Here is a 23,836-nt window from a genome sequence, read left to right on the forward strand (position 1 = left end):
TCTTACGGTTTATCTCGCGGCGCAAACCCGTTATGACCGTGCCGTAAGGAGCCAGGCATGACACCGAGAGCCGTATATTGGGACATGGACGGAACGCTGATCGACAGCGAGCCGTTGCATGAGCGAGCCTTGAGGACGGTGCTGCTCAGCCTCGGCATCACCCCGCCGGCCGACCTGCACGACCGCGTGGTAGGTGTCGCCGCAATCCCCGTCTACGAGATGATGCGCGACGAGCTCGGGCTAAAGCTGCCCTTCGACGACTGGATCCTGCGCAAATATGTCTACTACATGGAGCATGTCGCGTCGCTGAAGCCGCGCGACGGCGCCATAGAGGTCTATCGCGATCTCTGGGCGCAGGGCACGCCGCAGGCGGTGGTGTCGAATTCCGATCGGCTGATCGTTGAGGCCAATCTGCGCGTGCTGGGCATCGACCGGCCGGGCATGAAGAGCGTCACCCGCAACGATGTGCGCAACGGCAAGCCCGATCCCGAGCCGTTCCTGCGCGCGGCCTGGCTCACCGGCATCGACCCTGCCGAAACCTTCGTGATCGAAGACAGTCATGCCGGCGCCACTGCCGGCGTCGCGGCGGGCATGAAGGCGCTGTTCTGGCCGCAGCAGCCGGTCGACCACGTGCCCGACGGCGCTATCCTCGTCTCGAGCCTTGCGGAATTGCGCGGCCATCTCGGGCTTTATTGAGCGGGCGGGCGGCGCTTCCGCCCGCCATTCGCGTCGCTATCAGTTCCGATAGGCGGGTTCCTGCTCGTCGAGGATCGCCTTCAACTCGGCCAGATGCTTGTCGGCCTGGCCGGGATAGTCGTCCATCTCGCTCGCAGCCTTTTCGGCGATCTCGTCCGAGAGAACACGCAGCGGGCGGCCAGTCCAAAGCGCTTTGATGTAGGTTTCGGCGGCCCGTTCGAAATAATAGAGCTGGTTGAATGCGTCGGCGACGTTCTTGCCGATGACCATCACGCCGTGATTGCCCATCACCATCACCTTGACCTTCGGGTCGGCCAGAAGCTTCGAGCAGCGCTCGCCCTCTTCCTCGAAGGCCAGGCCGCCATAATGCGCGTCCACCACATGGCGGTTGAAGAACATGGCCGAGTTCTGGTCGATCGGCGGCAGGCGCGAATCCGCGAGCGAGGCCAGCACGGTGGCGTGGATCGAATGCACATGCAGCGCGCAGCGCGCATGCGGGCAGTTGCGGTGGATCGCGCCATGCAGGCCCCAGGCCGTCGGGTCCGGCGCATCCGGCCGGTTCATCGTCTCGGGGTCGTTGGCGTCGATCAGGAGCATGTCGCTCGCCTTGATGCGCGAGAAATGCACCTGATTGGGGTTCATCAGGAACTGCGTGCCGTCGTCGTTGACGGCGAGCGAGAAATGGTTGGCCACCGCCTCGTGCATGTTCAGCCGCGCCGTCCAGCGGAAGGCGCAGGCCAGATCCACGCGCTCTTCATAATAGGGCAGGTTGCTGCGGTTTTTGGTCGACAGTTGCGTCACGCTCATGGCTTCTCCCCTCGGAGTCTTCGTTCCGTTTGGGGGAAGGATGCCCTGCCGATCACCTTGCGGCAACCGGATTTCGGTACTGCCTCAAGCGCTACGCTGCTGCTGGTCCACCGCAAGGCCACCGGTCTCGACGATGAAGTCGATCACCTTGTCCAGCCCCACGCCGCGCGACAGGTCGGTGAAGCCGAAGGGGCGTTTTCCGCGCGCATTGGCAGCGTCGCGATCCATCTGCTCCAGATCGACATTCACGTAAGGCGCAAGGTCGCTCTTGTTGATGATGAGAAAGTCCGAGCGGGTGATGGCGGGGCCGCCCTTGCGCGGAATGTCACCGCCCTGGCAGACCGAGATGACATAGAGCGTCAGGTCTGCGAGATCGGGCGAGAAGGTGGCGGCGAGGTTGTCGCCGCCCGATTCGATCAGCACGATGTCGAGGTCGGGAAAGCGCCGGTTCATCTCGGCCACCGCCGCCAGATTGATCGAGGCATCCTCGCGGATGGCGGTGTGCGGGCAGCCACCGGTTTCGACGCCGAGGATGCGGTCTTCAGGCAGCGCCTGCAGCCGCACCAGCGCCATCGCGTCTTCCTTGGTGTAGATGTCGTTGGTCACCACCGCGATCGAATAGCGGTCGCTGAGCGCCTTGCAGAGCTTTTCGGTCAGCGTGGTCTTGCCGGAGCCCACCGGGCCCCCGATGCCGATGCGCAGCGGTCCGTTTTGCGAAGTCATGTGCGGAAAAGCCTCGAATTCTGGGTTTCGTGTCGCATGGCCATGATATCGGCCATGATGGTGGACGAGCCAAGATCGTCCAAAGTGGATTTCGCCGCCCGTTGTGCGGTCTCAAGGATCTGGGCTTCCAGCGCGGCCAGCGTCTCGACGCCGCCGCTCTGCCCGGTGATGCCGAGCCGGATAGCTGCCTGCACGAGGTTGGAGACATAGGCATGCAGCCAGGCGCCGAGCGCGTCGGCAAGGGCGATGCCATGCGCGCCGGCCACCGCGCCGACGGCGATCGGGTAGGGGCAGTCGTCCGGCAGTTTTTCGAGCAGCGGATGCGGCCAGGCCTTTGCGGCATCGAGAAAGGCGCGGCCCTGCAGCATCGTTTCCATGTGGCGCTCGCGCGAGCCGGCCAGTGCTTCGCCAAGTTCGGCGAGGTCGTCGATATTCTCTTCGGCCAGCGCACGCCGCCAGGCCTCGGCCAGCAGAACCGCATCGTTCCAGCCGGAGCCGAAAGCGACGAGCTGCGACAGCCAGTCGAACAGTTCCTCGCGGTTGCGCACCAGCCCGTTATGCACGGCCCGCTCCAGGCCGTTGCTGTAGGAGAAGCCGCCGACCGGAAAGACCGGGGACAGCCAGGCAAGGAGCCTGAGCAGCGCCCGTCCTTGCTGCGCGTCAGTCATGGTGATGGTGGTCGCCATGGTGGTGGTGGTGATGATGGTCATCATCATGGTCGTGGTGGTGATGCCCGTGGCCGTGCGAATGGCCATGCCCGTCGCCGGAATAGGCGCCGGGCGTCGGCTGGAAGCGCTCGACCGTGTCGATCACGCTCGCGCCGAGCCCTTCCAGCATCGCCTTGATGACATGGTCGCGCAGGATGAGTATGCGGCCGGCCTCGATCGCCGCCGGCAAATGCCGGTTGCCGATGTGCCAGGCAAGCTCGGTCAGATGCACCGGATCGCGCCCGCGCACCTCGTGCAGTTCCTCACTGGCGGACAGGATTTCCACCGTGCGGCCGTCTTCCAGCACCAGCAGGTCGTGGTCTTCCAGCGCCACGGCCTGCGGAAAATCGACCAGAACGCGCGTGCCGCCGGCCAGCTCCAGAACCTTGCGCCGCAGATGGCGTTCGTCATGCGCCAGAACGGCGTTGTCGAAAGGCTTTTGAGCAGTGCGGGCGTCTTCCGCCCGGCTGATGGAAACGGCACGAAACATCGAAAGCTCCAGGGTTCCGGCCGCGATTCGAAAACGCAGCCATCAGCGCTTTTCTACACGCGGAGCTTGCTCATCTGAACAGGATTTGTCGGCCGCACCGACCGCTCACGCAATGGTGTCGAATAGGCGCAAGATCCAAGATACCTGATAGGCCAGCGCAACCGCGACGAACAGGATATGGAACGTCCGGTTGGTGGTGAAGATCGCTCCAACGCAGAGCAGCAGGAAGATCGGCGTCCGGACGAGATATTCGTGGCCGAAGTGAGCGAAATGCGCATCGCCCTTCAGCAGCGTGTCGACGATGTCGAGCACGAAGGTCGCCGCCAGCAGCCCGAAGAACCAGGTCCTGCGCGAAATGAAGAAGTCCTCATAGCTTTTGTAATCCAGCATGCTGTCTGGAAACAGCAGCGCGCACATGAGGAAGAGCACCGTCGAATAGCCGATCAGGAAGAGATATTTGCCGAAGGTCCAGCTTTCGATGTGGAACAGGCCGAATTCCCACCACCAGAAATGCACCAGCATCAAGAACACCATGCCGACCCAGGCGAGGTGGACCGGATAGAGCGCGTAGCCGCGCGGGTGCTGGACGATGCGGGCGACGCCGGACAGGAGCCGAGTAAGGCCAAGGCCCACCACCATGCCCATGACGATGCGGATATGCGGAAACACGTCCGCGATGCTGTGAGTGGCCTGATCCATGGAACTATGCGTAGGTTCTAAAATGGCTTTTCCGCAAAGCTAGGCCAAGCGTCGCGGGATGGCAAAGAAAAACCCCGGCGCGCGGGACGCGGCCGGGGTTGGTATCGAGCTATGCGCCGATGATCAGGCAGCTTCGGCGACGTCGCCCTTCTTGAGCGCCTCGAGGATATTCTGCGGCGAGGAGACGCCGTAGGGATCGCTCTCGCAGTTGTCGGAGTAGCCCTCTTCCTCGAACCACTTCTCGACAGCACCGTCATTGATGACGGCGGCATAGCGCCAGGAGCGCATGCCGAAGCCGAGATTGTCCTTGGCGACGAGCATGCCCATCTTGCGGGTGAACTCGCCCGAGCCGTCCGGGATCAGCTTGACGTTCTCGAGGTTCTGCGACTTGCCCCAGGCGTTCATGACGAAGGCGTCGTTGACGGAGATGCAGTAGATCTCGTCGACGCCCAGTTCCTTAAACTCACCATGGAGCTTCTCGAAATCCGGCAGCTGGTAGGTCGAGCAGGTCGGGGTGAAAGCGCCCGGAAGCGAGAACAGGACGACGCGCTTGCCGCCGAAATAATCGGCCGAGGTCTTGTCTTCCCAACGGAACGGGTTCGGGCCGCCAACGGACTCGTCGCGAACGCGCGTGCGGAAGGTGACGGAGGGAACTTTTTTCCCGAGCATGCAGAACTCCTCGAAATGATTGGGCAATCCCGCGCCTTGTCGGAGGTGCAAGGGGGTCTGCCTTACGGATTTTAGGTGCGGCGCGAAGATAGCAATTGAAAAAGGGCTGTCCAGCTTCGGCGGCGTGGCATCAGGTCGCGGTCCACAGGCGCGTGAGCATGGCGCCAGCGATGGCCGGAGACTGATTGCTGCAGGCCTGCCGATTCACGAGCCGCGCTTCACGGAACGTATATCTGCGCATCCATGAAGATCACGGCATCGCCCTTGAGGTAGACGCGTTCGGCTGCAACCTCGCAGGCCAGCGTGCCTCCACGCGCGGAAAGCTGCCGCGCGGACAGATGCATCTTGCCGAGCTTTTGCGCCCAGTAGGGCGCAAGCGTCGCGTGCGTCGATCCCGTCACCGGGTCTTCGGGAATGCCCGCGCCCGGTGCGAAGTAGCGCGAGACGAAATCGCTCGTCTCGCCGCGGGCCGTTATGCAGAAGCCGAAGGAGCCGAGCTCGGCAATGCGCGGCAGGTCGGGCCGGAAGGCCAGCACCTCGGCCTCCGAAGCGAGCTCCGCAAAGAAGTTCTCGCGGTTGCGGAAGGTCTGCAACCAGGCATCCATACGCATGCTGTTGATGAGTGCGTCTGCCTGAATGTCGAAGTCCGGATCGAACCTTGGAATGTCCATCCGGTAGCTGCCGCCCTCGGGCGTGACGACGAGGTCGCCGACCTGCCGCGTCGAAAACCGCATAGCGCGGTCGATACCCTTGCGCTGATGAAGCGCGCAGGCCGAGGCGAGCGTTGCGTGGCCGCAGAAGGGAACCTCTTCGGTGGGCGTGAACCAGCGGATCTCCCACTGCTCGCCCTGCGGCTTCAAGAATGCCGTTTCGGCCAGGTTATTTTCCAGCGCGATCCCTTGCAGCACCGCATCGGGCAGCCAGTCGTCGAGAAGCACCACAGCGGCCGAATTGCCGGAGAACACCTTGTCGGTGAAGGCATCCACCTGGAACATTTCGAGCTTCATGCTTCCCTCCGCGATCGATCCGCCGCCTTCCTAGAACAAGAAATAGCGCTGCGCCATGGGCAGCACGGTCGCCGGCTCGCAGGTCAGAAGCTCGCCGTCGGCGCGCACCTCATAGGTCTCGGGATCGACTTCCATGTGCGGGGTGGCATCGTTCAGCAGCATGGAGCGCTTGCCGATGCCGCCCCGCGTGTTTTCCACCGGCACCATCTGCTTTTCGACGCCGATGCGCTCGCGAAGGCCCGATTCATAAGCCGCCTTGGAAACAAAGGTGATCGAGCTGTTGGTACGCGCCTTGCCAAAGGAGCCGAACATCGGCCGGAAATGCATCGGCTGCGGCGTCGGGATCGAGCCGTTGGGGTCGCCCATCGGCGCGGTGGCGATCCAGCCGCCCAAAAGCACCATGTCGGGCTTCACGCCGAAGAAGGCCGGGTTCCACAGCACAAGGTCCGCGCGCTTGCCGACTTCGACCGAGCCGATTTCCTTGCCCATGCCATGCGCGATGGCCGGGTTGATCGTGTATTTGGCGATGTAGCGGCGCACGCGGAAATTGTCGTTGTCGCCCTTTTCCTGGGACAGGGCGCCGCGCTGGCGCTTCATCTTGTCGGCGGTCTGCCAGGCGCGGATGATCATTTCGCCCACGCGGCCCATGGCCTGGCTGTCGGAAGAGATCACCGAGAAGGCGCCGATGTCGTGCAAAATGTCCTCGGCCGCGATGGTCTCCTTGCGGATGCGGCTTTCGGCAAAAGCGATGTCTTCGGGGATCGACGGCGACAGGTGATGGCAGACCATCAGCATGTCGAGGTGTTCGGCAATCGTATTGACCGTGTAGGGCCGGGTCGGATTGGTCGAGGCCGGAATGACGTTCTGAAACTGGCAGACCTTGATGATGTCCGGCGCATGTCCGCCGCCCGCGCCCTCGGTGTGGAAGGAGTGGATGGTGCGGCCCTTGAAGGCGGCGACCGTGTCTTCCACGAAGCCGCTTTCGTTCAGCGTGTCGGTGTGGATCGCCACCTGCACGTCGTACTGGTCGGCCACCGAAAGGCAGGTGTCGATAGCGGCGGGCGTGGCGCCCCAGTCCTCATGGATTTTCAGGCCGCAGGCGCCGGCCAGCACCATCTCTTCCAGCGCGCCGGGCAGAGAGGCATTGCCCTTGCCGAACACGCCGATGTTCATGGGCAGGCCGTCGAAGGCCTGCATGATGCGGGCAAGGTGCCAGGGGCCGGGCGTGCTGGTGGTGGCGAGCGAGCCATGCGCGGGGCCGGTGCCGCCGCCCACCATGCAGGTGATGCCGGCGCAAAGCGCCTCGTCCACCTGCTGCGGCGAGATGAAGTGGATATGCGTATCGATGCCGCCGGCAGTGAGGATCTTGCCCTCTGCGGCGATGATCTCGGTGCCGGGGCCGATGATGATGGTCACTCCCGGCTGGGTGTCGGGATTGCCGGCCTTGCCGATGGCCGCGATGCGGCCGTCCCTCAGGCCCACATCGGCCTTGTAGATGCCCGTCACGTCGACGATCAGCGCATTGGTGAAAACGGTGTCCATCGCGCCCTCGGCACGCGAGAGCTGGCTCTGGCCCATGCCGTCGCGAATGACCTTGCCGCCGCCGAATTTCACCTCCTCGCCGTAGATGGTGAAGTCCTTCTCGACTTCGATGAACAGCTCGGTGTCGGCGAGCCGCACCCGGTCGCCGACCGTGGGGCCGAACATCTGGGCATAGGCGGCGCGCGAGAGTCTCGCTGGCATGGTCTTCAGGCTCCTCTGCTGGGTTTTGCGGCGATGGGGGCGAAGCTTTCGCGCAAGGCGCGGACGGCTCTTGCCTTCGATGCCGCATTCGTGAGACGGACAGCTCCCAAACCGGACCGTTCGTCCTGTTTGAGGGAACTTGACCCCGATAGCGTTCGTTTGGTTCGGTAGGTGCGCAAGCCGCCGGTTTCACAATGACAGCTTACGAGGAATGACTGATGACGATCTCGATGAGCCGCGACCCGATATGGATGCATGTGGTCGCGGTTTTTGCCTTCCTTATCGCACTCTCGCCCAATGTCGCGCTGATGGCGCAAGGCCTGGACAGCAAGAAGGCCATCGATGCGATCATAGGTTCGCAGGTTCAGGAAGAGCAGGCCCAGGCCGAGGTCGACGCCGATCGCATCATCGCCGCGATCGAGAATTCGGCCGCCACCAGCAGCGAAGTGCGCAAGACCTCCGAGCTCGAAAAGGTCGAGATCGTCTACCTGCCGGACGTCGTCAAAAAGGGGCTGCCGCCCAAGATCGACGCCAAGCTCAAGGAGCATGAGAAGGACGTCGGCAATCTGCGCAAGGACCTGGAGGGCAACGCCATGCTCTACCACGCCATCAATTCGCATGCGGTCTTGATGCGGGACGTGCTGGCCGTCGAGTTCAACGGCCAGAAGAGCGTCATCATTTACGCAGCCGCCGCCAAGCCCGCCAAGTAATGGGGCGAGCGCAAAGGGACGAGCAGCAGTGCAGGCGTGCATTTCAGAGCGCGCCCATGATCTTCTGGCGGAAGCCGTAGACCTCGCGCTTGCCGCCGAGCGGCACCAGCGTCACGTCGCGCTCCTGGCCCGGCTCGAAGCGCACGGCGGTTCCGGCCGGGATGTCGAGGCGCATACCGCGCGCCTTTTCCCGGTCGAAGCGCAGGCCTTCATTGGTCTCGTAGAAGTGGTAGTGGCTGCCGACCTGGATCGGGCGGTCGCCGGCATTCGCCACTTTCAGCGTCACCGTCGGCAGGCCTTGGTTCAGTTCGATCTCGCCGGCAGCCGGAATGACTTCGCCCGGTATCATCGCGCGTTTCTCCCTTAGCCCGCCACGACCAGCCAGGCGCCGCCGAGAGCGGTCAGTGCACCGGCTGCGCGGGTCACCAGCGTTCCGGTCTGGCCGCCGAAGGCGCGCCCAAGGCCAAGGCCGATGGCAATGCCTGCCGCGTGCAGCAGCGCGGTGGAGAGGGCAAAGCCGAGGCCGAAGGAGGCAGCGCCCGCAGCACCCAACTCGCCGCCATGGGCATGGCCGTGGAAGAAGGCGAAGAAGCCCACCATCGCCATGCCGGCGGCGGTCGGCACCTTGAGCGCCATCGCAGTCATGAGGCCGATGACCACCACCGAGGCGAGGATTACCGGCTCGACGAAGGGCAGCGGGGCGCCCCCGATGGCCGCAACGAAACCGGCAGCCATGGTTCCGACGAAGGCGGCCGGAACCAGCCAGATGGCGCGGCCGCCGAGCAGTGCTGCCCAAAGTCCGACGGCCACCATGGCCAGGATGTGGTCGACGCCGAACAGCGGATGCGAAACGCCTGCCAGGAAGGAGCCATGCTCTGCCGGGTTCAAATGCGCGAAGGCCGGGGCAACGCCCGCTCCCATTGCCGCAACGAAAACCGCAAACCGCTTCAACATGCTTTTCCTTCCTTTCCGGTAGAGCATGACTTTTCGAACAAGATCATGCTTCAAAAACAAAGAATTGGAGCGAGATGGCATCTCGCCCGGGACCATTCGGGTCCGTCACGCAGCCTTGCCCGCGCAGCCTTCTGCCTTCAGCACGCGGCGGGTCGAGGCGGGGTATTTTGCCAGCATTGCCGCGGGACGGATCGGGCGCGGCGAAAAATTGCCGCCGCAATTGGGGCAGGTGCCGCCGAGCAAGCCCTCGGCGCAATCGGCGCAGAAGGTGCACTCGAAGGTGCAGATCATGGCATCCGTCGCCTCGGGCGGCAGGTCCTTGTCGCAGCATTCGCAGTTGGGGCGCAGTTCAAGCATCATTGCCTCCCTTGATGTCCTTCAGCGGACGGGTTGATGCACTGTCACGAGCTTGGTGCCGTCCGGGAATGTCGCTTCCACCTGGATGTCGTGGATCATCTCGGGCACACCTTCCATCACCTGGTCGCGGGTGATGATGTGGGCGCCGGCCTCCATCAGCTCGGCCACGGGCCGTCCGTCGCGCGCGCCTTCGACGATGAAGTCCGAGATCAGCGCGATCACCTCGGGATGGTTGAGCTTGACGCCGCGCTCCAGGCGCCTGCGCGCAACCATCGCCGCCATGGCGATCAACAGCTTGTCTTTCTCACGTGGCGCCAGGTTCACGAAACCCTCCTGGAAATCAGCCATCGGGCGCGTCCGGACGGGGCGTCCAAACACGTCAAAAGGCTCAAATTCAAAAAAGTGCCAGCGCTGCCCTCATGCATCCTGTTCGGACACGCGGTGCGCCAAGCTGATCGGTCTAAAGATCGGTCCTAAAGTGACCAAACTTTCGGCAGGCCTGCCTGCCCGTTCAGTAATGCGATAAGCGAAGTCAGCGGCTTGCGCAACGTATATCCGTCCTTGGCATGAAGCCGAGCAAGAAGCTTGCCAGTCTGGCCTAAACGCCAGAAGCTCGCCGCGCCTTGCTCGCCAAGGATCGCGCGCGCTTCGTCGAGCAGATATTCACAATTCGGCGAGATGAGCAGGACGGTGGCGATTGCCGCGTCGCCCCCGGTCACGGCCGAGCGGCCGAGCGTGGCATCGATTCGCGGGCCGATCGAAAAATCCTCGGCGTGAATCAACCTGCGGCCGCAGCGCACGCGCCAGCGGTCGCGGAAAAGACCGTCCTTCACCGTCTCGCCCATGGCGCTGCGCCCGAATATCGTGGCCTCGACGATCAGCGCCTCCGCGTCCTCCGCCAGGTCGACATCGAGCGTGCGCGAGAAGGCCGCGCGATCGAACATGATCGTTTCCTGCGGCAGCCAGGCGATTCGCCCGCCGGCACCGGCCGAGAGCTTGACCGACGTTTCCGCCCGCCCCGACAGCGCGCGGTAGACCTTTTCGCAGGCCTGGGTCGTCGCCGTAACGCTCGCGCCTTCCGCGGCCGAGATTTCCCAGGAAATCCGGTCGCCGCCGGTCATGCCGCCAGCAGTATTGATCAGGATCGCCTCAAGCGCGTCGCCGCCGCTGCGCGGCATGCGGATCTTGGCGGCTCCTTCCTGGTAAAGTTCCGAAAGCCGGCTACGCCCTGCGTCGTGCCGCACCGTCAGCCGCGCGCCTCCCGATACGCGCTGCATGCGCGGCTGGAGGGCGTTTGACGGGTCGGTAGGCACGGCGATGATCTCCTCTACTTTCATTTCAGTTTGCATGCTGCTTTTGAAGGACGTTCCGGTTGCCTCCCGCGATTTCGCTTTCTATAGATAAACATCAGCTTCTTGCCGTGATCGCTTGGTTTATTTCGAGTAGATATGGCTGCGGTTGGTCGTTGCGAAGCGCACGAGGAACAAAGCGACGTTCGAATTGAGAACGTCCAACGTTGGGGGAGGCCGAATGGCGGATCAGCTTTCGCAGGAAATCATCGAGAAGATCAAGGCCCATGCCGACATGGACGGCGGCGAGATCTCTCCGGAAACGGAGCTCAATGCCTTGGGCATCCACTCGCTCGAGCTGACGGAGATCATCTTCGACATCGAGGAGGCCTATGGCATCGAGATCGAGATGAACACGGTCGAAGCCTGGAGCAATCTCAAGAATGTCGGCGACATGGTCGCCGCCGTGCGCGACCTGATCAGCGCCAAGGCCTGACATGGCCCGCTCCCGCATCGTCATCACCGGGCTCGGCGGTTTGTGCGGGCTCGGCACCAGCGCACCTGCCATCTGGGAAGCCATGCGCGCCGGTCGTTCCGGCATCGGCGAGATCACCACGGCGCCACTGCATGAGTTGAAAGTTCGCGTCGGCGGCGAGATCAAACAACTGCCGGAACACGGCATCGAGAAGAAGCGCCTGGTCACCATGGACCGCTACTCCCTCCTGGCGATCATTGCCGCCGGCGAGGCCATTGCCCAAGCCGGCGTGAAGGTCGACGAGGCCAACACTTCGAGGATCGGCGCTGCCATCGGCACCGGCATCTTCGGTGCGGAAACCATCGAGGACAATTATCGCGGCCTGTTCATCGAGGGCCGCTCGCGCGCCAACGTCTTTGCCGTGCCGCGCATCATGCCCGGCGCGCCGGCGGGCCAGGTCAGCATGGCGCACGGCCTCCGCGGCCCGGTGTTCGGCGTCACCTCGGCCTGTGCCTCGTCCAACCACGCGATTGCGATCGCCGCCGACCAGCTTCGCCTCGGCCGTGCCGATGTGATGGTCGCCGGCGGCACCGATGCGCCGCTGGCCTATGGCGTGCTCAAGGGCTGGGAAGCGCTGCGCGCACTTGCCCGCGAAACCTGCCGGCCGTTCTCGGCCGACCGCGACGGGCTGGTGATCGGCGAGGGCGCGGGCGTGGCCGTGCTCGAAACCTACGAGCATGCAACGGCGCGCGGCGCCACGATCCTGGCCGAGCTTGCCGGCTCGGGCATGTCGGCCGATGCTTCCGACATCGTCTCGCCCACCGTCGAAGGCCCCGCGGCCGCGATGCAGGCCTGCCTTGCCGAAGCGGGCTTGAGGCCCGAGGATGTCGACTATGTCAACGCCCACGGCACCGGCACCAAGGCCAATGACGAGATCGAGACGGCGGCGATCCGCCGGGTGTTCGGCGCCCATGCCGACCGGCTGTCGGTGTCCTCGACCAAGTCGATGCATGCTCATTGCATGGGCGCTTCGGGCGGGCTGGAAATGATCGCCTGCGTCATGGCTATCCGCGAGGGCCTGGTGCCGCCGACCGCGAATTATCGCGAAAAGGACGCCGCCTGCGACCTCGACGTCACGCCGAATGTCGCCCGCTCGCGCGAAGTGCGCGCCGCCATCAGCAACGGCTTTGCCTTTGGCGGCACCAACGCGGTGCTTGCCTTCAAGGCCGTTTGATCGGCCTGCCGGCGTGGCAAGTCCGCGCCGGCATGGTAGAAAGCGGTTCGCGCAGCGCCGCCCGGCGCGTTGGCCGCATCCTTCTCCCAACCGATCAGGGGATATCATGACCGATCTTTCCGCCTTTCCGATCACCACCCGCTGGCCGGCCAAGCACCCGGACCGCCTGCAGCTCTACTCCTTCCCGACGCCCAACGGCGTGAAGGTGTCGATTGCGCTCGAGGAGATGGGCCTGCCTTACGAGGCGCATACGGTGAATATCGGCAAGGACGAATCCTGGACGCCGGAATTCCTGTCGCTGAACCCCAACGGCAAGATCCCCGCGATCCTCGACCCCAACGGCCCCGGCGGCAAGCCGCTCGCCATGTTCGAATCGGGCGCCATCCTGCTCTATCTGGCCGACAAGACCGGCAAGCTCATCCCCGCGGATGCGGCGCGGCGCTACGACACCATCCAGTGGGTGTTCTTCCAGATGGCCAATGTCGGGCCGATGTTCGGCCAACTCGGCTTCTTCCACAAATTCGCCGGCCGCAGCATCGAGGACAAGCGCCCGCTCGAGCGCTATCGCGACGAATCGCGGCGTCTGATCGGCGTTCTCGACAAGCGGCTCGCCGGCCGCCAGTGGATCATGGATGACGAGTTCACCATCGCCGACGTTTCGCTGCTCGGCTGGATGCGCAACCTGATCGGCTTCTACGAGGCCCGCGAACTCGTCGGCTTCGACAGCTTCGCCAATGTCGCCCGCTGGCTGGAGCAGGGACTTGCCCGTCCGGCTGTACAGCGCGGGCTGGAGATTCCGCCGCGCGGTTAAAGCCGCATCTAGGCTTCCGTCAGTGCGATGCTCTGGATGACCAGGTCGGCGGGGCGTCGCTTCTGCGTCACCCGCTCGATATTGGGCAGGTCGTTGGTGGCGATCCAGTGGCGCGCTTCTTCCTCGGTCTTGCCGTGCTCGTGCCAGCGCAGCATCAGCCGGCGCTCGAGTTCGCTGCGCGGCAGGTCGAGGAAAATGGCGAAGTCGAAGAAGGACGACAGCTCGTTCCATGGCTCTTCGTCGAGCAACAGGTAGTTGCCTTCCACCAGCACGAACTTTGCGTCGGAATCGATGATCGAGGCGCCCGCGCGCGAAAGCTCCATGCTGCGGTCGAACACCGGCACTGCGATCTCCGGCTCCATCGAGCGAATGCGCCTGAGCAGCGAGGCAAAGCCGGCATAGTCGAAGGTCTCGGGCGCGCCCTTGCGCGAGCGCAAGCCGCGCTTGTGCAGGATCACGTCGTCGAAATGATACCCGTCCATCTGGACGATTGCCGCCGAGCCTTCGGGAAACAGGTCGAGGAGGTGGTGCGACAATGTGGATTTGCCGGCGCCGGGCGCCCCGGCGATGGCAACGACAAAGCGCCGCCCTTTGCCGGCGCGTTTGAAGATCGTGGCGGCAATGCTGGCGATTTCAGACATCGTTGCTCCATCCGCTGGCAATGCGCCATCTTGCGGCGACATTCGATAAAATTCAAACCCCGTCCGGGCATTCAATGCGGACGATCCCGGCCCGGTTCCAAACCCCGCATGCTTAAGGGACCGGAAACCGGATTGTGGTAAATATAACGAAGCTATGGCCGCAAGCGCGGTCGTCAAAGCCTGTAGGGTACATTCTTGCGTTTCCTCTCGTTCCTTCGCGCCGCATTCCCCGCCAAGGCGGCCTGCCTGTTGTTCCTCCTCGGCGCCGTCGCGGGCTGCTCCACCACCGGTACGCTGAGTACGGTCCAGGCGCTGCGGCCGTCGGGCGACCCGAGCCGGCATGCGGTGATCGTGGTCGACGGCAACAACGGCAAGGTTCTCTTCCAGGCCAATGCGGATGCCGCACGCTACCCCGCCTCGCTGACCAAGATGATGACGCTCTACATGACGTTCGAGGCGATGGATTCGGGTCGTCTTTCGAAGACCACCCATATCCCGGTCTCGGCCTATGCCGCCTCGCGTCCGCCGACCAAGATCGGCTTCCGCGCGGGCCAGACCATCGATGTCGATTCGGCCATCTACGCGCTGGTCACCAAGTCGGCCAACGACGTGGCGGTTGCGCTGGGCGAGCAGCTGGGCGGCTCGGAAGAGCGCTTCGCTGAGATGATGACGGCCAAGGCGCGGCAGATCGGCATGCGCAACACCGTGTTCCGCAACGCTTCGGGCCTGCCCGACGACCAGCAGATGACCACGGCGCGCGACATGGCGGTGCTGGGCCTGTCGCTGCGCAAGCGCTTCCCGCAATATTATCGCTATTTCTCGGCCCGGTCCTTCGACTTCAACGGCCGCACCATCCGCGGCCACAACGACCTGCTCGGCCGCGTGCAGGGCGTCGACGGCATCAAGACCGGCTATATCCGCGCCTCCGGCTTCAACATTGTCACCTCCGTCAGCGCCGACGGACGCAAGCTGGTGGTGGTGGTCATGGGTGGCGACACCGCGCGCAGCCGCAACGCCGAGGTCGAACAACTGATCGAGCGCTATCTGCCGAGCGCAAGCCGCGGGCCGGTTCCGGCGGCGGCGCCCGCCGATTCCATGCCCGCACCTGCGCCTGAGATGGCGCTGGCGGGAGCCCCCGTCCGTCCGGAAATGCCGATCGAATAGGCCGCTCCTTTCGAGCGGCCGTCAGGCCGGCGCGCCGTTCGCTTCGGCCGCCGGGTGCCGCCCGCCTTCACCGGCCTCCGGCTCCTCGAGGCGGAACCAGGCAACGTAGAGCGCCGGCAGGAACAGCAGCGTGATCGCCGTGCCGGCGATGATGCCGCCCATCATCGCATAGGCCATCGGCCCCCAGAACACTTCGCGGGCGATCGGGATCAGTGCAAGGCTCGCCGCCGCCGCGGTCAGCGCGATCGGGCGCATGCGGTGCTCGCTCGCCTCGATCACCGCCGACCAGCGATCGGTGCCTTCGGTGACCAGCTCCTCGATCTGCACGATCAGGATCACCGAGTTGCGGATCAGGATGCCGATCAGCGCCAGCACGCCGAGAATGGCGACGAAGCCCAGCGGCGCGCCGCTGGGCACCAGGGCGGCGACGACACCGATCAAGCCGAGCGGCGCCACCGCGACCACCAGGAACAGCCGCTGGAAGCTCTGCAACTGGATCATCAGGATCGTCGCCATGATGAACAGCATCAGCGGCACCACCGCCACGATCGGCGCCTGGCTGTTGTTGCTTTCCTCCACCGTGCCGGCGACCGCTACGCCGTAGCCGTCGGGCAGCTTGTCGGTGAAGGCCTTCACTGCCGGCGCCAGCTGCTTAACCACCGTTGCCGGCTGGACGTTGCCGACGATGCCGGCCTTGACGGTGATGGTGGGTATGCGGCTGCGCCGAATGACCGTCGGCTGCTCCTGGTCGTAGTGGAAATTCGCCACCGCAGCGAGCGGGATCGGCTCGCCCTTTCCCGTCGGGATTTGCAGACTCTGCAGCGTTTCGATCGAGCCGCGCTCGGTCTCGCGCGAGCGCCCGATGACATTGACGAGATAGGTCGCGTCGCGCACCTGGGTGACGGTGGTGCCGCCGACCACGCTGTTCAGGGAGCTCGCGATATCCTGCGAGGTGATGCCGAGCTGGCGCGCCTTGTCCTGCAGGACATCTACCTTCAGCACGCGGCCGGGCTCGTTCCAGTCATAGGTCGGCGATGTGAGGCTGCGGTTCTGAGCGATGACGCCGGCGAACTCCATGGCAAAGGCGCGCAGCGTCTGGATGTCGGGGCCGCTGACCCGGTACTGCACCGGCCGGCCCACGGGCGGGCCGAGTTCGAGCAGTTTCACATAGGTGTCGGTACCGACGAACTGCTCGCGCAGTATCTTCTCGAGCGAGGCCTTGACCCGGTCCCGTGCCTCCACGTCCTTGGGCACGATGACGATCTGGCCGAAATAGGGGTTGGCCGGCTGCACGTCGAAGGCCAGCACGAAGCGCACCGCGCCCTGGCCGATATAGGAGCTCCAGCGCGTGATGTCGGGATTGCCGGCGAGCGCCAGCTTCTCGAAGCGTTGGATCTCGGCGGTCGTTTCGGCAATCGAGCTGTTCTGCGGCAGGTTCCAGTCGACGATCAGTTCGGGGCGATCCGAGGGCGGGAAGAACTGCTGCTGGATGAAGCGAAAGCCGAGGAGCGAAAGCGCAAACAGAAGGACGGTGGCGCCGATGGTGATCCAGTAGCGGCGCACCGACGCGATCAGGAGGCGCGAAAAGCCCCGGGCGAAGCGGCCTTGGCCTTCGTGCTTCTGCTTCATCGTGGCCGGCAGGATGGTGACGCCCAAAAGCGGCGCGAACAGCACCGCAACGATCCACGACACCAGAAGCGAAACCGCGATGACCACGAAGAGGGTGAAGGTGTATTCGCCGGCGGAGCTGTTGTTGAGCCCGATCGGGATGAAGCCCGCGACGGTCACCAGCGTTCCGGTCAGCATCGGGAAGGCGGTCGAGGTGTAGACGAAGGTGGCTGCCTTGCGCAGCGAATCGCCCACCTCCAGCCGCGCCACCATCATCTCCACCGCGATCATGGCGTCGTCCACCAAGAGACCGAGCGCGATGATCAGCGCGCCGAGCGAGATGCGCTGCAGCGAGATGCCGAGATAGGCCATGACCACGAAGGTGATCGCCAGAACCAGCGGGATCGACAGCGCCACCACGAGCCCGGCGCGCAAGCCCAGGCTGATGAAGCTGACGACCAGCACGATGATGACCGCTTCAAACAGGGCGCGGGTGAAGCCCGACACCGCCTCCTTCACGATCACCGGCTGGTCGGCGACCAGATGGATGCCGACGCCGATGGGCAGCTCCGCGGTCACCTTCTGCATTTCGTTCCGCAGCGCCTGGCCGAAATCGAGCAGGTTGGCATTGGGCTTCATGCCGATCGCAAGGCCGATTGCCGGCTGGCCGTTCACCCGAAAAAGCGAGGTCGGCGGGTCGACATAGCCGCGCACCACGGTCGCCACGTCGGTCAGGCGGAAGAAGCGGTCGTTCACGCGCAGATTGATCTGCTTGAGGCTCTCTTCCGAGGTGAACTGGCCGGTAACGCGCACGCTGACGCGCTCCGGCCCGGCCTGGACGACGCCGGATGGCGTGATGGCATTCTGCGCCCGCAGGCTCTGGATGATCGCCTGCTGATCGAGCCCGAGTGCGGCGATCTCGCGCGTGGAGAATTCGAGATAGATCGCCTCGTCCTGCGCGCCGATCAGCTCGACCTTGCCGGCGTCGGGCACGGTCAGCACGCGCGAGCGCACCAACTCCACATAGTCGCGCAGCTGGCGCAGCGTCAGCCCGTCGGAGGTGAAGGCATAGATATTGCCGAACACGTCGCCGAAGCGGTCGTTGAAGAACGGCCCCTGCACCCCGTCGGGAAAGGTGCTGCGGATGTCGTTCATCATGTTGCGAACCTCCACCCAAGTCGGTTCGACGAGGCGGGCCTTGGTGGTCGGCTTGAGGTTGACGAAGACGATGGTCTGGCCGGCGGTGGTTATGCTGCGCGTGTAGTCGAGGCTGTCGAGCTCCTCCAGCTTCTTCTCGATACGGTCGGTGACCTGGTTGATCGTCTCCTCGACCGAGGCGCCAGGCCAGTTGGCCTGGATGATCATGGTCTTGATGGTGAAGTTAGGGTCTTCCTCGCGACCCAGATGCAGGTAGGAATAGACCCCGGCCACCAGGAAGATGAGCATGAAGTACCAGACCAGCGAGCGGTGGCTGAGCGCCCAGTCGGAGAGGTTGAAGCCCTTCACTGCGACTCTCCTTCCGGGATCTTCACCTTCTGCCCCGCAGTCAGGCTGTTCACGCCTGCCGTCACCACGCGCGCCCCGGGCTCCAGTCCACCCGCGACCGTGAAAATGCCGTCGCTGCGCGAGCCGACCTGCACCTCGTGCAGCGAAACCGTCGAGGACTGCCGGTCGACCACCCAGACGAAGGCCTTGCCGTCGTTTTCGAGCAAGGCGGTGAGCGGCAGCACGATCGAGGGCGGCACGTCCGTCACCCTGCGCGCCGTCATCGTCGCGCCGAGCCGGAAGGCCGGCGGCGGGTTGGTCAGCGTCAGCCGCACGCGCCGCGTCCGGGTGGCGCTCTCGGCCTGCGGGGCGATCTCGCGGATCTTGCCTTCGGCCCGGATCGAAGGCTGTGACTGCAGCACCACCTCGAACGGCGCGCCCACCTTCAGGCTGGCTGCGACGTCTTCGGGCACGTCGAACACCGCCTCCCTGATATCCGAGCGGGCGACGGTGACGACCATCTGCCCGGGCGAGACGGTCTGGCCGACCTCGGCGCCGGTCGCGGTGACGATGCCGTCGAAATCCGAGAACAGCCGCGCGTAGCCAAGCTCTTCCTGGGCCTTGGCGAGAGCGGCGCGGGAGCGTTCGAGATTGGCTCGCGCCGAGTCGCGCGCCTGCTTTGCCGCGTCATAGGTCGCCTGTGGGGTGTTGCCGCTGGCCAGCAGCGAACGCTGGCGCTCCTCGCTGCCGCTGGCATTGGCGAATTGCGCCTCGGCGCTGGAGAGGTCGGCGCGGGCCGCCTGCAAGGAAAGCTCCAGCGCAACGGGATCGAGGGCTGCGACCGTCTGGCCCTTCTTGACGAGGTCGCCGACATTCACCGGCCGCGACACAACCCGGCCCAGGATGCGGAACGCCAAGTCCGCGCTGACCTGCGGCTGGATCGTGCCGGCAAAGCCTTGCACTTGCTTCGTGCGTGGCTGGATCACCGTCGAAAGAACCGGGCGGATGATTTCCGGCGCCTGCTCCGGCTCGCCCGAACAGCCGGCAAGGGCAAGCAGCATCAACAGCGCGATCGTGCGTGCGGGCCGGTTCATTGGGCGTTCTCCGCGACCTCGACGGCCTGTCCCGGATGCAGCAGCTGCCCGCCTGCGGTGACCACGACGTCTCCCGGCTCCAGCCCCCTGTCGATGACGACGATGCCCGTATCATAGGCCAGCACCTCGACCGGCGTCATCGATACGCGGCGCGTTTCCGGATCGATGATCCAGACGGCAGGCTTGCCGTCGTTTGCCGTCAGCGTCTCCCAGGGCAGGATGATGGCCTTGCGCGGCTGGGCGGTGATCGAGCCCGTCACCGAAGCGCCCAGCGGCATGGTGGCCGGGGTGTTGGGAATGGCGACCTTGACCCGGACCGAGGCCGAGGCCGGGTCGATCACCGGCGAGACTTCGCGCACCTTGCCTTGCGCCTTCACCTGCGGGTTCGAGAGCAGCGTGATCGTAACCGGCGGTGCTGCCGGCGTGTTCGCCACCAGCGTCTCCTGCACGTTGAAGACGGCGTCGCGGTCGCCGTCTTCGGCGATGGTGAACACGGTCTGCGCCGCCTGCACAACCTGTCCCGCTTCGACGTCCCTGGCTGTGATGACGCCCGATACGCCAGCCCGCAACTCGGTGAAGGAGAGGTTTTCCTTGGCGTTGGCAACCTGGCTTTCCGCGCCCTGAACCGAGGCCTGCGCCGTGCGCATGCTCTGGTCGGCCTGGTCATAGTCGCGCCGCGTCGTGAAGCCCTGGCCCAGAAGCTTCTTCTGCCGGTCGAACGCCGCGCTCGCCTGCCGCAATTGTGCCTGTGCGGCGTCGAGATTAGCCTGCGCGGCGGTCAGGTCAGATTGCTGCGTTTGCGGATCGAGCCGCGCCAGCACCGTACCCTTGTCCACGTGCTGGCCGACATCGGCCATCCGCTGGGCAACGCGCCCGCCGACCCGGAAGGACAGATTGTCCAGCGTCTGCGCCGCGATCACGCCGGTGAGCGAGGCCGTCGGCGCATAGTCGGCAATCTCGACCTTCTGCGCGCGAACCATCAGCGGCAAGGGTTCGGGTGTTTCTTCCTGCCTCTGGCAGCCTGCAATCAGGGCGCAAATACCGAGCGCGGCAATGCCGAGGCGCAATCGGCCCACCGTGGCGAGCGGCTTTCGCCGGCAATGCGTTGCGCGGTGCGAGAATCGCCTCGACCGGAGACCTGCACTGCCCTTCATCATTCCCCCATCGACATTCGACGTTTGAAACGCCAGCCGAGAGTTTCGAAGGCGCGCTGCGTCGGACGAAAATCGAAGTTGCCGAAGAGGTTAGCATCTTCGCTCCGATCTTCAACAGTTGCCTGACGATAGCGTCGGCCCGAGGGGCTGCGCGACCGCGCCAATCGAAAGACGCTTCGTCAGCCTCGCCGGGCATATTCTTGACGAGATTGGCAGCCACACGGCCCCACGATTTGGCTCTCGGCCGGCTCGCCGGCGTGAGCTTATGATGATCAAGGGTGGACGTTAGAAAGTGACCAAGGGTTTTCTCAAGGGCGCAGCGCTCTGCGCCGTGTTGATGCTTGCTGCATGCCAGACTGCAAAAATAGTGCCGGGCCAGGGGGCAGGGGCTTCGGCCTCTGCCGACGCCTATCTTGCCGATATTCGAAAGAGCAACGGGCTGACTCGGATGACTGCCGATACGACGCTTGAGAAAGCCGCCCTGCAGCAGGCCGGCTACATGGCCAGCGCCGGGCGCATGTCGCACACCACCGGGTGGGGCAAGGACTTTGCCTCGCGCATGAGGAACAACGGGGTCCAGGGCGCGGCCGCCGAAAACATCGCCCAGGGGCAGATGGACATGGCTAAGCTGTTCTCCATGTGGATGAACTCGCCTGGCCACCGGCGCAACATGCTGGATCCCCGCTTCAGCAAATACGGCCTGGCCTATGTCCGCGAAGGCAATGGCAGCGACCGCAAATATTGGGCGCTGGTGCTGGGGCGTTAATGCGCGCCTCGGCCCAGTTTCGACCCTAGTCGTCCTGCGGCCCGCACCAGCCGGGCAGGAAGCTCGCCTCCGTGGCCTTGGCGAGCTTCATCGCCTGTTTCATGGCCTTGTCGAAATCGTCCTCGGCCTCGCCAGCTGAAATGTTGTGCCGGAAGTAGTCGGCCCACATGAACTCGCTGAAGGGCACGTTGTTCTTGGCGTAACCGCCCTGCCGCCGCACCTCGCCTGCAAGGCTGCGATAGGGATCGTCGGCCAGGTCCTTTATCGATTTGGGCAGGTCCGAGAAATTTCGCCGCTTGCCTGCTGCATCGAAGGTATGCAGCCAGGCCCGGTTGTCCATGAAGACCAGGAAGGGCTCTTTCTTCAGCGCTGAAAGATCGGCGATCACGGTTATCAATATCTCCTTCACGCCCTCTTCATGGAGCGCGCGGGCAAGGTGATGGTGGTCGACGATGTGATAGCGTCCCTTGGGGCCGAGCACGGCCGGAATGAAGTGGTGGCCGAGGAACGTGCCGGCCTTCTTGTCGGTGAGGTTGCGAATCTCCTTTCGCTTCAGTTCGACTTCCCGATAGCCGACGGTCATCTGTGTCGGGCGCAGTTCCTCCACCGGAACGGGCTTCACCATAGGTTTCATCTCGACTGTCATGACGAAGACTCCTTTTTTTGCCCTGTCGCAGCGTGCATGGGCGCGGAGGCGTTCCGCTGGTCGGGCAGCGCGTCGATGGCATTTTCCACGCTGCGGAATATCTGATCGGGGCCGAGGTCACCGGAGATGCCGAAGCGATCGAGCGCCGCCTGCGCCCTGACCGATTCCAGCCGGGCGATGGAAAATGTGGCGCCTTGCTGGCGGCAGTAGGCGATCATGTCCTTGAGCACGCCGCCGGCGGTGAAGTCGATGGCGATGATGCTGCTTGCCTCCAGCACGACGTGCTTCAATTCGCCCGCGCGCGCGTCGACCAGGGCGCGAAACCCCTGCTTGAATTTCTCGGCATTGACGAAGGAAAGCGGAGCCTGGAAGCCAACCACCAGCACGCCCGGCACACACTCGGCCTTGAGCGCATTGACCGGTGGCCACCAGATCGAGGTGCCGGGAACCCGCTCGAGCTCGATGGCGCTCGCCTGCGTCATGCTCCAGATGCCAAGCAGCAGCGACATGCCGATGCCGATGGCGACGCCGATTTCGATCGGCAGGGCAACGAGCGCAAGCGCGGTGATGAAGATCAGGACAAACTCGCCGCGGGCCTCGCGCAGCGTCTCGGCAAAGGTTTGCCAACGCAGGATGCGCAGGGCGACAAACAGCAGGATGCCGGCAAGGGCCGCTTGCGGCACGTGGGTTAGCAGCGTTCCGCCGAACAGCGCAAGCACCAGCACGATCGCCGCCGCAACCAGGCCGCCCACCTGCGAGCGCCCGCCCGTCGCGGCCACGATCGCGGTGCGCGGCGGGCTGGCGTCGACGGGAAAGGCCCCGGCCAGGCCGGCGAGCAGATTGCCGGCGCCGACGCCGACGAAATCGCGGTTGACGTCCGGGCTCTCGTCACCCGGAGGCGGGAAGGAGCGGGTGGTGGCCGCGGTCTGCACCATTATCACCACCGAAATCAGCAGGGCCATCGGCACGAGCGTCCTCAGGTCGTCCGGCGAAAGCGTGCCGAAGGCAAAGCCCGGGTGCATTCCGGGCAAGGGGCCTAAAACCTTGACGCCGTGCTGCTCGAGGCCGAAGGCCACCACAGCAAGCGTCGCCAGCGCTATCGCGATCAGCGCGCCCGGAATGCGCGGGCTGATCCGCTCGCAGACGATCACCAGCAGGAAGACCCCGAGCCCCAGCGCCAGGCTTGCGAGGTTCACTTGCGGCCACCCGGTCCAAATGGCGGCGACGCGCTGGAAGACGCTGCCGCTGCCCGGCGGCAGCCCGAGCAGGTCGGGCAATTGCGAGATGACGATGTGGACCGCAATGCCGGCGAGAAAGCCGGCGGTGACGGGCACGGACAATAGATCGGCCACCCAGCCCATGCGGAATATGCCGGCAAGGCAGACGATAATTCCCACCATCAGCGCCAGCGCGGCGGCAAGGGCCGCGTAGTGCGGCGAAGCGGACGCCGCGATCAGCACCAGGCCGCCGGCAAAGATCGGCGCGATCGTCGAGTCCGCGCCTGCCGACAGGTAGCGGCTGGCGCCGAAGATGGCGAAAGCCACGGCGCCGGCGATGAAGGCAAGGAACCCAAGCTCTGGCGAAAGGTTGGCGAGCCGGGCGGTCGCCATCTGCTCGGGAATGGCGATTGCCGCCAGCGTCAGGCCGGCTATGGCGTCGCTGCCGAAATCACGCCAGCTCCATCCGCGCATGGCGCCAAACAACAGTCGGGGCCTGCCGTTTGGCGATACGGTCCCGTCTTGAGCGTCACCTCTTGCCATGTGCGCTGATCCCCAGCGGAAACCGCACCCCAGGCCAGTTGCCGGGATGCGGAGCCGCCAGTCTAGTGGGTTCCAACCAGCGCTTCAACGCGCGACGACGCCGGTGGGTTGCGTCGCTCGCGCCCGTTCAATCTAGACGCGGGCGAC

At 64.7% G+C, this 23,836-nt stretch carries 25 protein-coding genes and 1 pseudogene; 7 read left to right on the forward strand and 19 right to left on the reverse strand.

Annotated features, from left to right (window positions below):
- The first annotated feature begins 57 nt into the window (after positions 1 to 57).
- Entirely contained in the window at positions 58 to 696 is a 639-nt protein-coding gene (locus C7I85_RS08600; protein ID WP_106723532.1) for an HAD family hydrolase, read from the forward strand.
- A gap of 39 nt (positions 697 to 735) precedes the next feature.
- Here the strand turns inward: C7I85_RS08600 and C7I85_RS08605 are convergent, their stop codons facing one another.
- The 8 genes from C7I85_RS08605 to ureC form a co-directional block, all read right to left on the reverse strand.
- Entirely contained in the window at positions 736 to 1,503 is a 768-nt protein-coding gene (locus tag C7I85_RS08605; RefSeq protein WP_106723533.1) for a class II aldolase and adducin N-terminal domain-containing protein, read from the reverse strand.
- Between the two features lie 84 nt (positions 1,504 to 1,587).
- The gene (ureG, locus tag C7I85_RS08610) at positions 1,588 to 2,226 is read right to left on the reverse strand and encodes an urease accessory protein UreG (RefSeq protein WP_106723534.1); all 639 of its coding nucleotides are present in this window, start codon (positions 2,224 to 2,226) and stop codon (positions 1,588 to 1,590) included.
- Positions 2,223 to 2,942, reverse strand: a complete 720-nt coding sequence (locus tag C7I85_RS08615) for an urease accessory protein UreF (protein WP_428832837.1) — start codon at positions 2,940 to 2,942, stop codon at positions 2,223 to 2,225. Before C7I85_RS08615 ends, ureG begins: the two co-directional genes overlap by 4 nt.
- On the reverse strand, positions 2,887 to 3,423 hold the full coding sequence (gene ureE / locus C7I85_RS08620; protein ID WP_106723535.1) for an urease accessory protein UreE: 537 nt from the start codon (positions 3,421 to 3,423) through the stop codon (positions 2,887 to 2,889). The genes C7I85_RS08615 and ureE overlap by 56 nt, the downstream gene beginning before the upstream one ends.
- A gap of 105 nt (positions 3,424 to 3,528) precedes the next feature.
- Positions 3,529 to 4,122 (reverse strand): hypothetical protein, encoded by a 594-nt coding sequence (locus C7I85_RS08625; RefSeq protein WP_106723536.1) that lies wholly within the window; start codon positions 4,120 to 4,122, stop codon positions 3,529 to 3,531.
- 123 nt (positions 4,123 to 4,245) lie between these two features.
- A complete protein-coding gene (locus tag C7I85_RS08630) occupies positions 4,246 to 4,791 on the reverse strand; it encodes a peroxiredoxin (RefSeq protein WP_106723613.1) in 546 nt (181 codons plus the stop codon).
- Positions 4,792 to 5,009: 218 nt separating this feature from the next.
- Positions 5,010 to 5,798: a PhzF family phenazine biosynthesis protein gene (locus tag C7I85_RS08635; protein WP_106723537.1), complete on the reverse strand. Its 789-nt coding sequence runs from the start codon at positions 5,796 to 5,798 to the stop codon at positions 5,010 to 5,012.
- Between the two features lie 30 nt (positions 5,799 to 5,828).
- Positions 5,829 to 7,541, reverse strand: a complete 1,713-nt coding sequence (gene ureC / locus C7I85_RS08640) for an urease subunit alpha (RefSeq protein ID WP_106723538.1) — start codon at positions 7,539 to 7,541, stop codon at positions 5,829 to 5,831.
- Between the two features lie 218 nt (positions 7,542 to 7,759).
- Between ureC and C7I85_RS08645 the strand changes: the two genes are divergently transcribed.
- The gene (locus tag C7I85_RS08645; RefSeq protein ID WP_106723539.1) at positions 7,760 to 8,251 is read left to right on the forward strand and encodes a hypothetical protein; all 492 of its coding nucleotides are present in this window, start codon (positions 7,760 to 7,762) and stop codon (positions 8,249 to 8,251) included.
- 43 nt (positions 8,252 to 8,294) lie between these two features.
- On the opposite strand, the gene C7I85_RS08650 is transcribed toward C7I85_RS08645, so the two are convergent.
- From C7I85_RS08650 to C7I85_RS08670, 5 genes are all read right to left on the reverse strand, one after another.
- Positions 8,295 to 8,600 carry an urease subunit beta gene (locus C7I85_RS08650; RefSeq protein ID WP_106723540.1) on the reverse strand — a complete coding sequence of 102 codons (306 nt, stop codon included), beginning with the start codon at positions 8,598 to 8,600 and terminating at the stop codon, positions 8,295 to 8,297.
- A gap of 14 nt (positions 8,601 to 8,614) precedes the next feature.
- The gene (locus C7I85_RS08655; RefSeq protein WP_106723541.1) at positions 8,615 to 9,205 is read right to left on the reverse strand and encodes a HupE/UreJ family protein; all 591 of its coding nucleotides are present in this window, start codon (positions 9,203 to 9,205) and stop codon (positions 8,615 to 8,617) included.
- A 105-nt stretch (positions 9,206 to 9,310) separates the two neighbouring features.
- Complete coding sequence (locus C7I85_RS08660; RefSeq protein WP_106723614.1) at positions 9,311 to 9,562, reverse strand: DUF1272 domain-containing protein; 252 nt, start codon at positions 9,560 to 9,562, stop codon at positions 9,311 to 9,313.
- Positions 9,563 to 9,583: 21 nt separating this feature from the next.
- Entirely contained in the window at positions 9,584 to 9,886 is a 303-nt protein-coding gene (locus tag C7I85_RS08665) for an urease subunit gamma (protein ID WP_106723615.1), read from the reverse strand.
- Positions 9,887 to 10,035: 149 nt separating this feature from the next.
- The gene (locus C7I85_RS08670; RefSeq protein WP_106723616.1) at positions 10,036 to 10,839 is read right to left on the reverse strand and encodes an urease accessory protein UreD; all 804 of its coding nucleotides are present in this window, start codon (positions 10,837 to 10,839) and stop codon (positions 10,036 to 10,038) included.
- A 253-nt stretch (positions 10,840 to 11,092) separates the two neighbouring features.
- Between C7I85_RS08670 and C7I85_RS08675 the strand changes: the two genes are divergently transcribed.
- From C7I85_RS08675 to C7I85_RS08685, 3 genes are all read left to right on the forward strand, one after another.
- Positions 11,093 to 11,347 (forward strand): acyl carrier protein, encoded by a 255-nt coding sequence (locus C7I85_RS08675; RefSeq protein ID WP_106723542.1) that lies wholly within the window; start codon positions 11,093 to 11,095, stop codon positions 11,345 to 11,347.
- Position 11,348: 1 nt separating this feature from the next.
- On the forward strand, positions 11,349 to 12,560 hold the full coding sequence (locus C7I85_RS08680) for a beta-ketoacyl-[acyl-carrier-protein] synthase family protein (RefSeq protein ID WP_106723543.1): 1,212 nt from the start codon (positions 11,349 to 11,351) through the stop codon (positions 12,558 to 12,560).
- Positions 12,561 to 12,666: 106 nt separating this feature from the next.
- Complete coding sequence (locus tag C7I85_RS08685; RefSeq protein WP_106723544.1) at positions 12,667 to 13,371, forward strand: glutathione S-transferase N-terminal domain-containing protein; 705 nt, start codon at positions 12,667 to 12,669, stop codon at positions 13,369 to 13,371.
- Between the two features lie 8 nt (positions 13,372 to 13,379).
- Here the strand turns inward: C7I85_RS08685 and C7I85_RS08690 are convergent, their stop codons facing one another.
- Positions 13,380 to 14,012: a nucleoside triphosphate hydrolase gene (locus C7I85_RS08690; protein WP_106723545.1), complete on the reverse strand. Its 633-nt coding sequence runs from the start codon at positions 14,010 to 14,012 to the stop codon at positions 13,380 to 13,382.
- Positions 14,013 to 14,207: 195 nt separating this feature from the next.
- Between C7I85_RS08690 and C7I85_RS08695 the strand changes: the two are divergent.
- Positions 14,208 to 15,119, forward strand: a pseudogene (locus C7I85_RS08695) (D-alanyl-D-alanine carboxypeptidase family protein); the annotation flags it as partial.
- Between the two features lie 78 nt (positions 15,120 to 15,197).
- On the opposite strand, the gene C7I85_RS08700 reads toward C7I85_RS08695, so the two are convergent.
- From C7I85_RS08700 to C7I85_RS08710, 3 genes are read right to left on the reverse strand one after another with little or no spacing between them, the layout of a single operon-like run.
- Positions 15,198 to 18,290 (reverse strand): efflux RND transporter permease subunit, encoded by a 3,093-nt coding sequence (locus C7I85_RS08700; RefSeq protein ID WP_106723547.1) that lies wholly within the window; start codon positions 18,288 to 18,290, stop codon positions 15,198 to 15,200.
- Complete coding sequence (locus C7I85_RS08705) at positions 18,287 to 19,363, reverse strand: efflux RND transporter periplasmic adaptor subunit (RefSeq protein WP_106723548.1); 1,077 nt, start codon at positions 19,361 to 19,363, stop codon at positions 18,287 to 18,289. Before C7I85_RS08705 ends, C7I85_RS08700 begins: the two co-directional genes overlap by 4 nt.
- A complete protein-coding gene (locus C7I85_RS08710; RefSeq protein ID WP_428832836.1) occupies positions 19,360 to 20,439 on the reverse strand; it encodes an efflux RND transporter periplasmic adaptor subunit in 1,080 nt (359 codons plus the stop codon). The genes C7I85_RS08705 and C7I85_RS08710 overlap by 4 nt, the downstream gene beginning before the upstream one ends.
- A 415-nt stretch (positions 20,440 to 20,854) precedes the next feature.
- Here C7I85_RS08710 and C7I85_RS08715 point away from each other — a divergent pair, with 415 nt between their 5' ends.
- Positions 20,855 to 21,283 (forward strand): CAP domain-containing protein, encoded by a 429-nt coding sequence (locus C7I85_RS08715; RefSeq protein WP_106723618.1) that lies wholly within the window; start codon positions 20,855 to 20,857, stop codon positions 21,281 to 21,283.
- A 25-nt stretch (positions 21,284 to 21,308) separates the two neighbouring features.
- Here C7I85_RS08715 and C7I85_RS08720 read toward each other — a convergent pair whose 3' ends face one another.
- Positions 21,309 to 21,929, reverse strand: coding sequence for a ParB-like protein (locus tag C7I85_RS08720; protein WP_106723549.1), 621 nt, complete (start codon positions 21,927 to 21,929; stop codon positions 21,309 to 21,311).
- Entirely contained in the window at positions 21,926 to 23,620 is a 1,695-nt protein-coding gene (locus tag C7I85_RS08725) for a SulP family inorganic anion transporter (protein ID WP_245444850.1), read from the reverse strand. The genes C7I85_RS08720 and C7I85_RS08725 overlap by 4 nt, the downstream gene beginning before the upstream one ends.
- Between the last annotated feature and the right edge of the window lie 216 nt (positions 23,621 to 23,836).

The sequence above is a fragment of the Pseudaminobacter soli (ex Li et al. 2025) genome, assembly GCF_003012705.1.
In the GTDB taxonomy this organism is placed as follows: domain Bacteria; phylum Pseudomonadota; class Alphaproteobacteria; order Rhizobiales; family Rhizobiaceae; genus Pseudaminobacter; species Pseudaminobacter soli.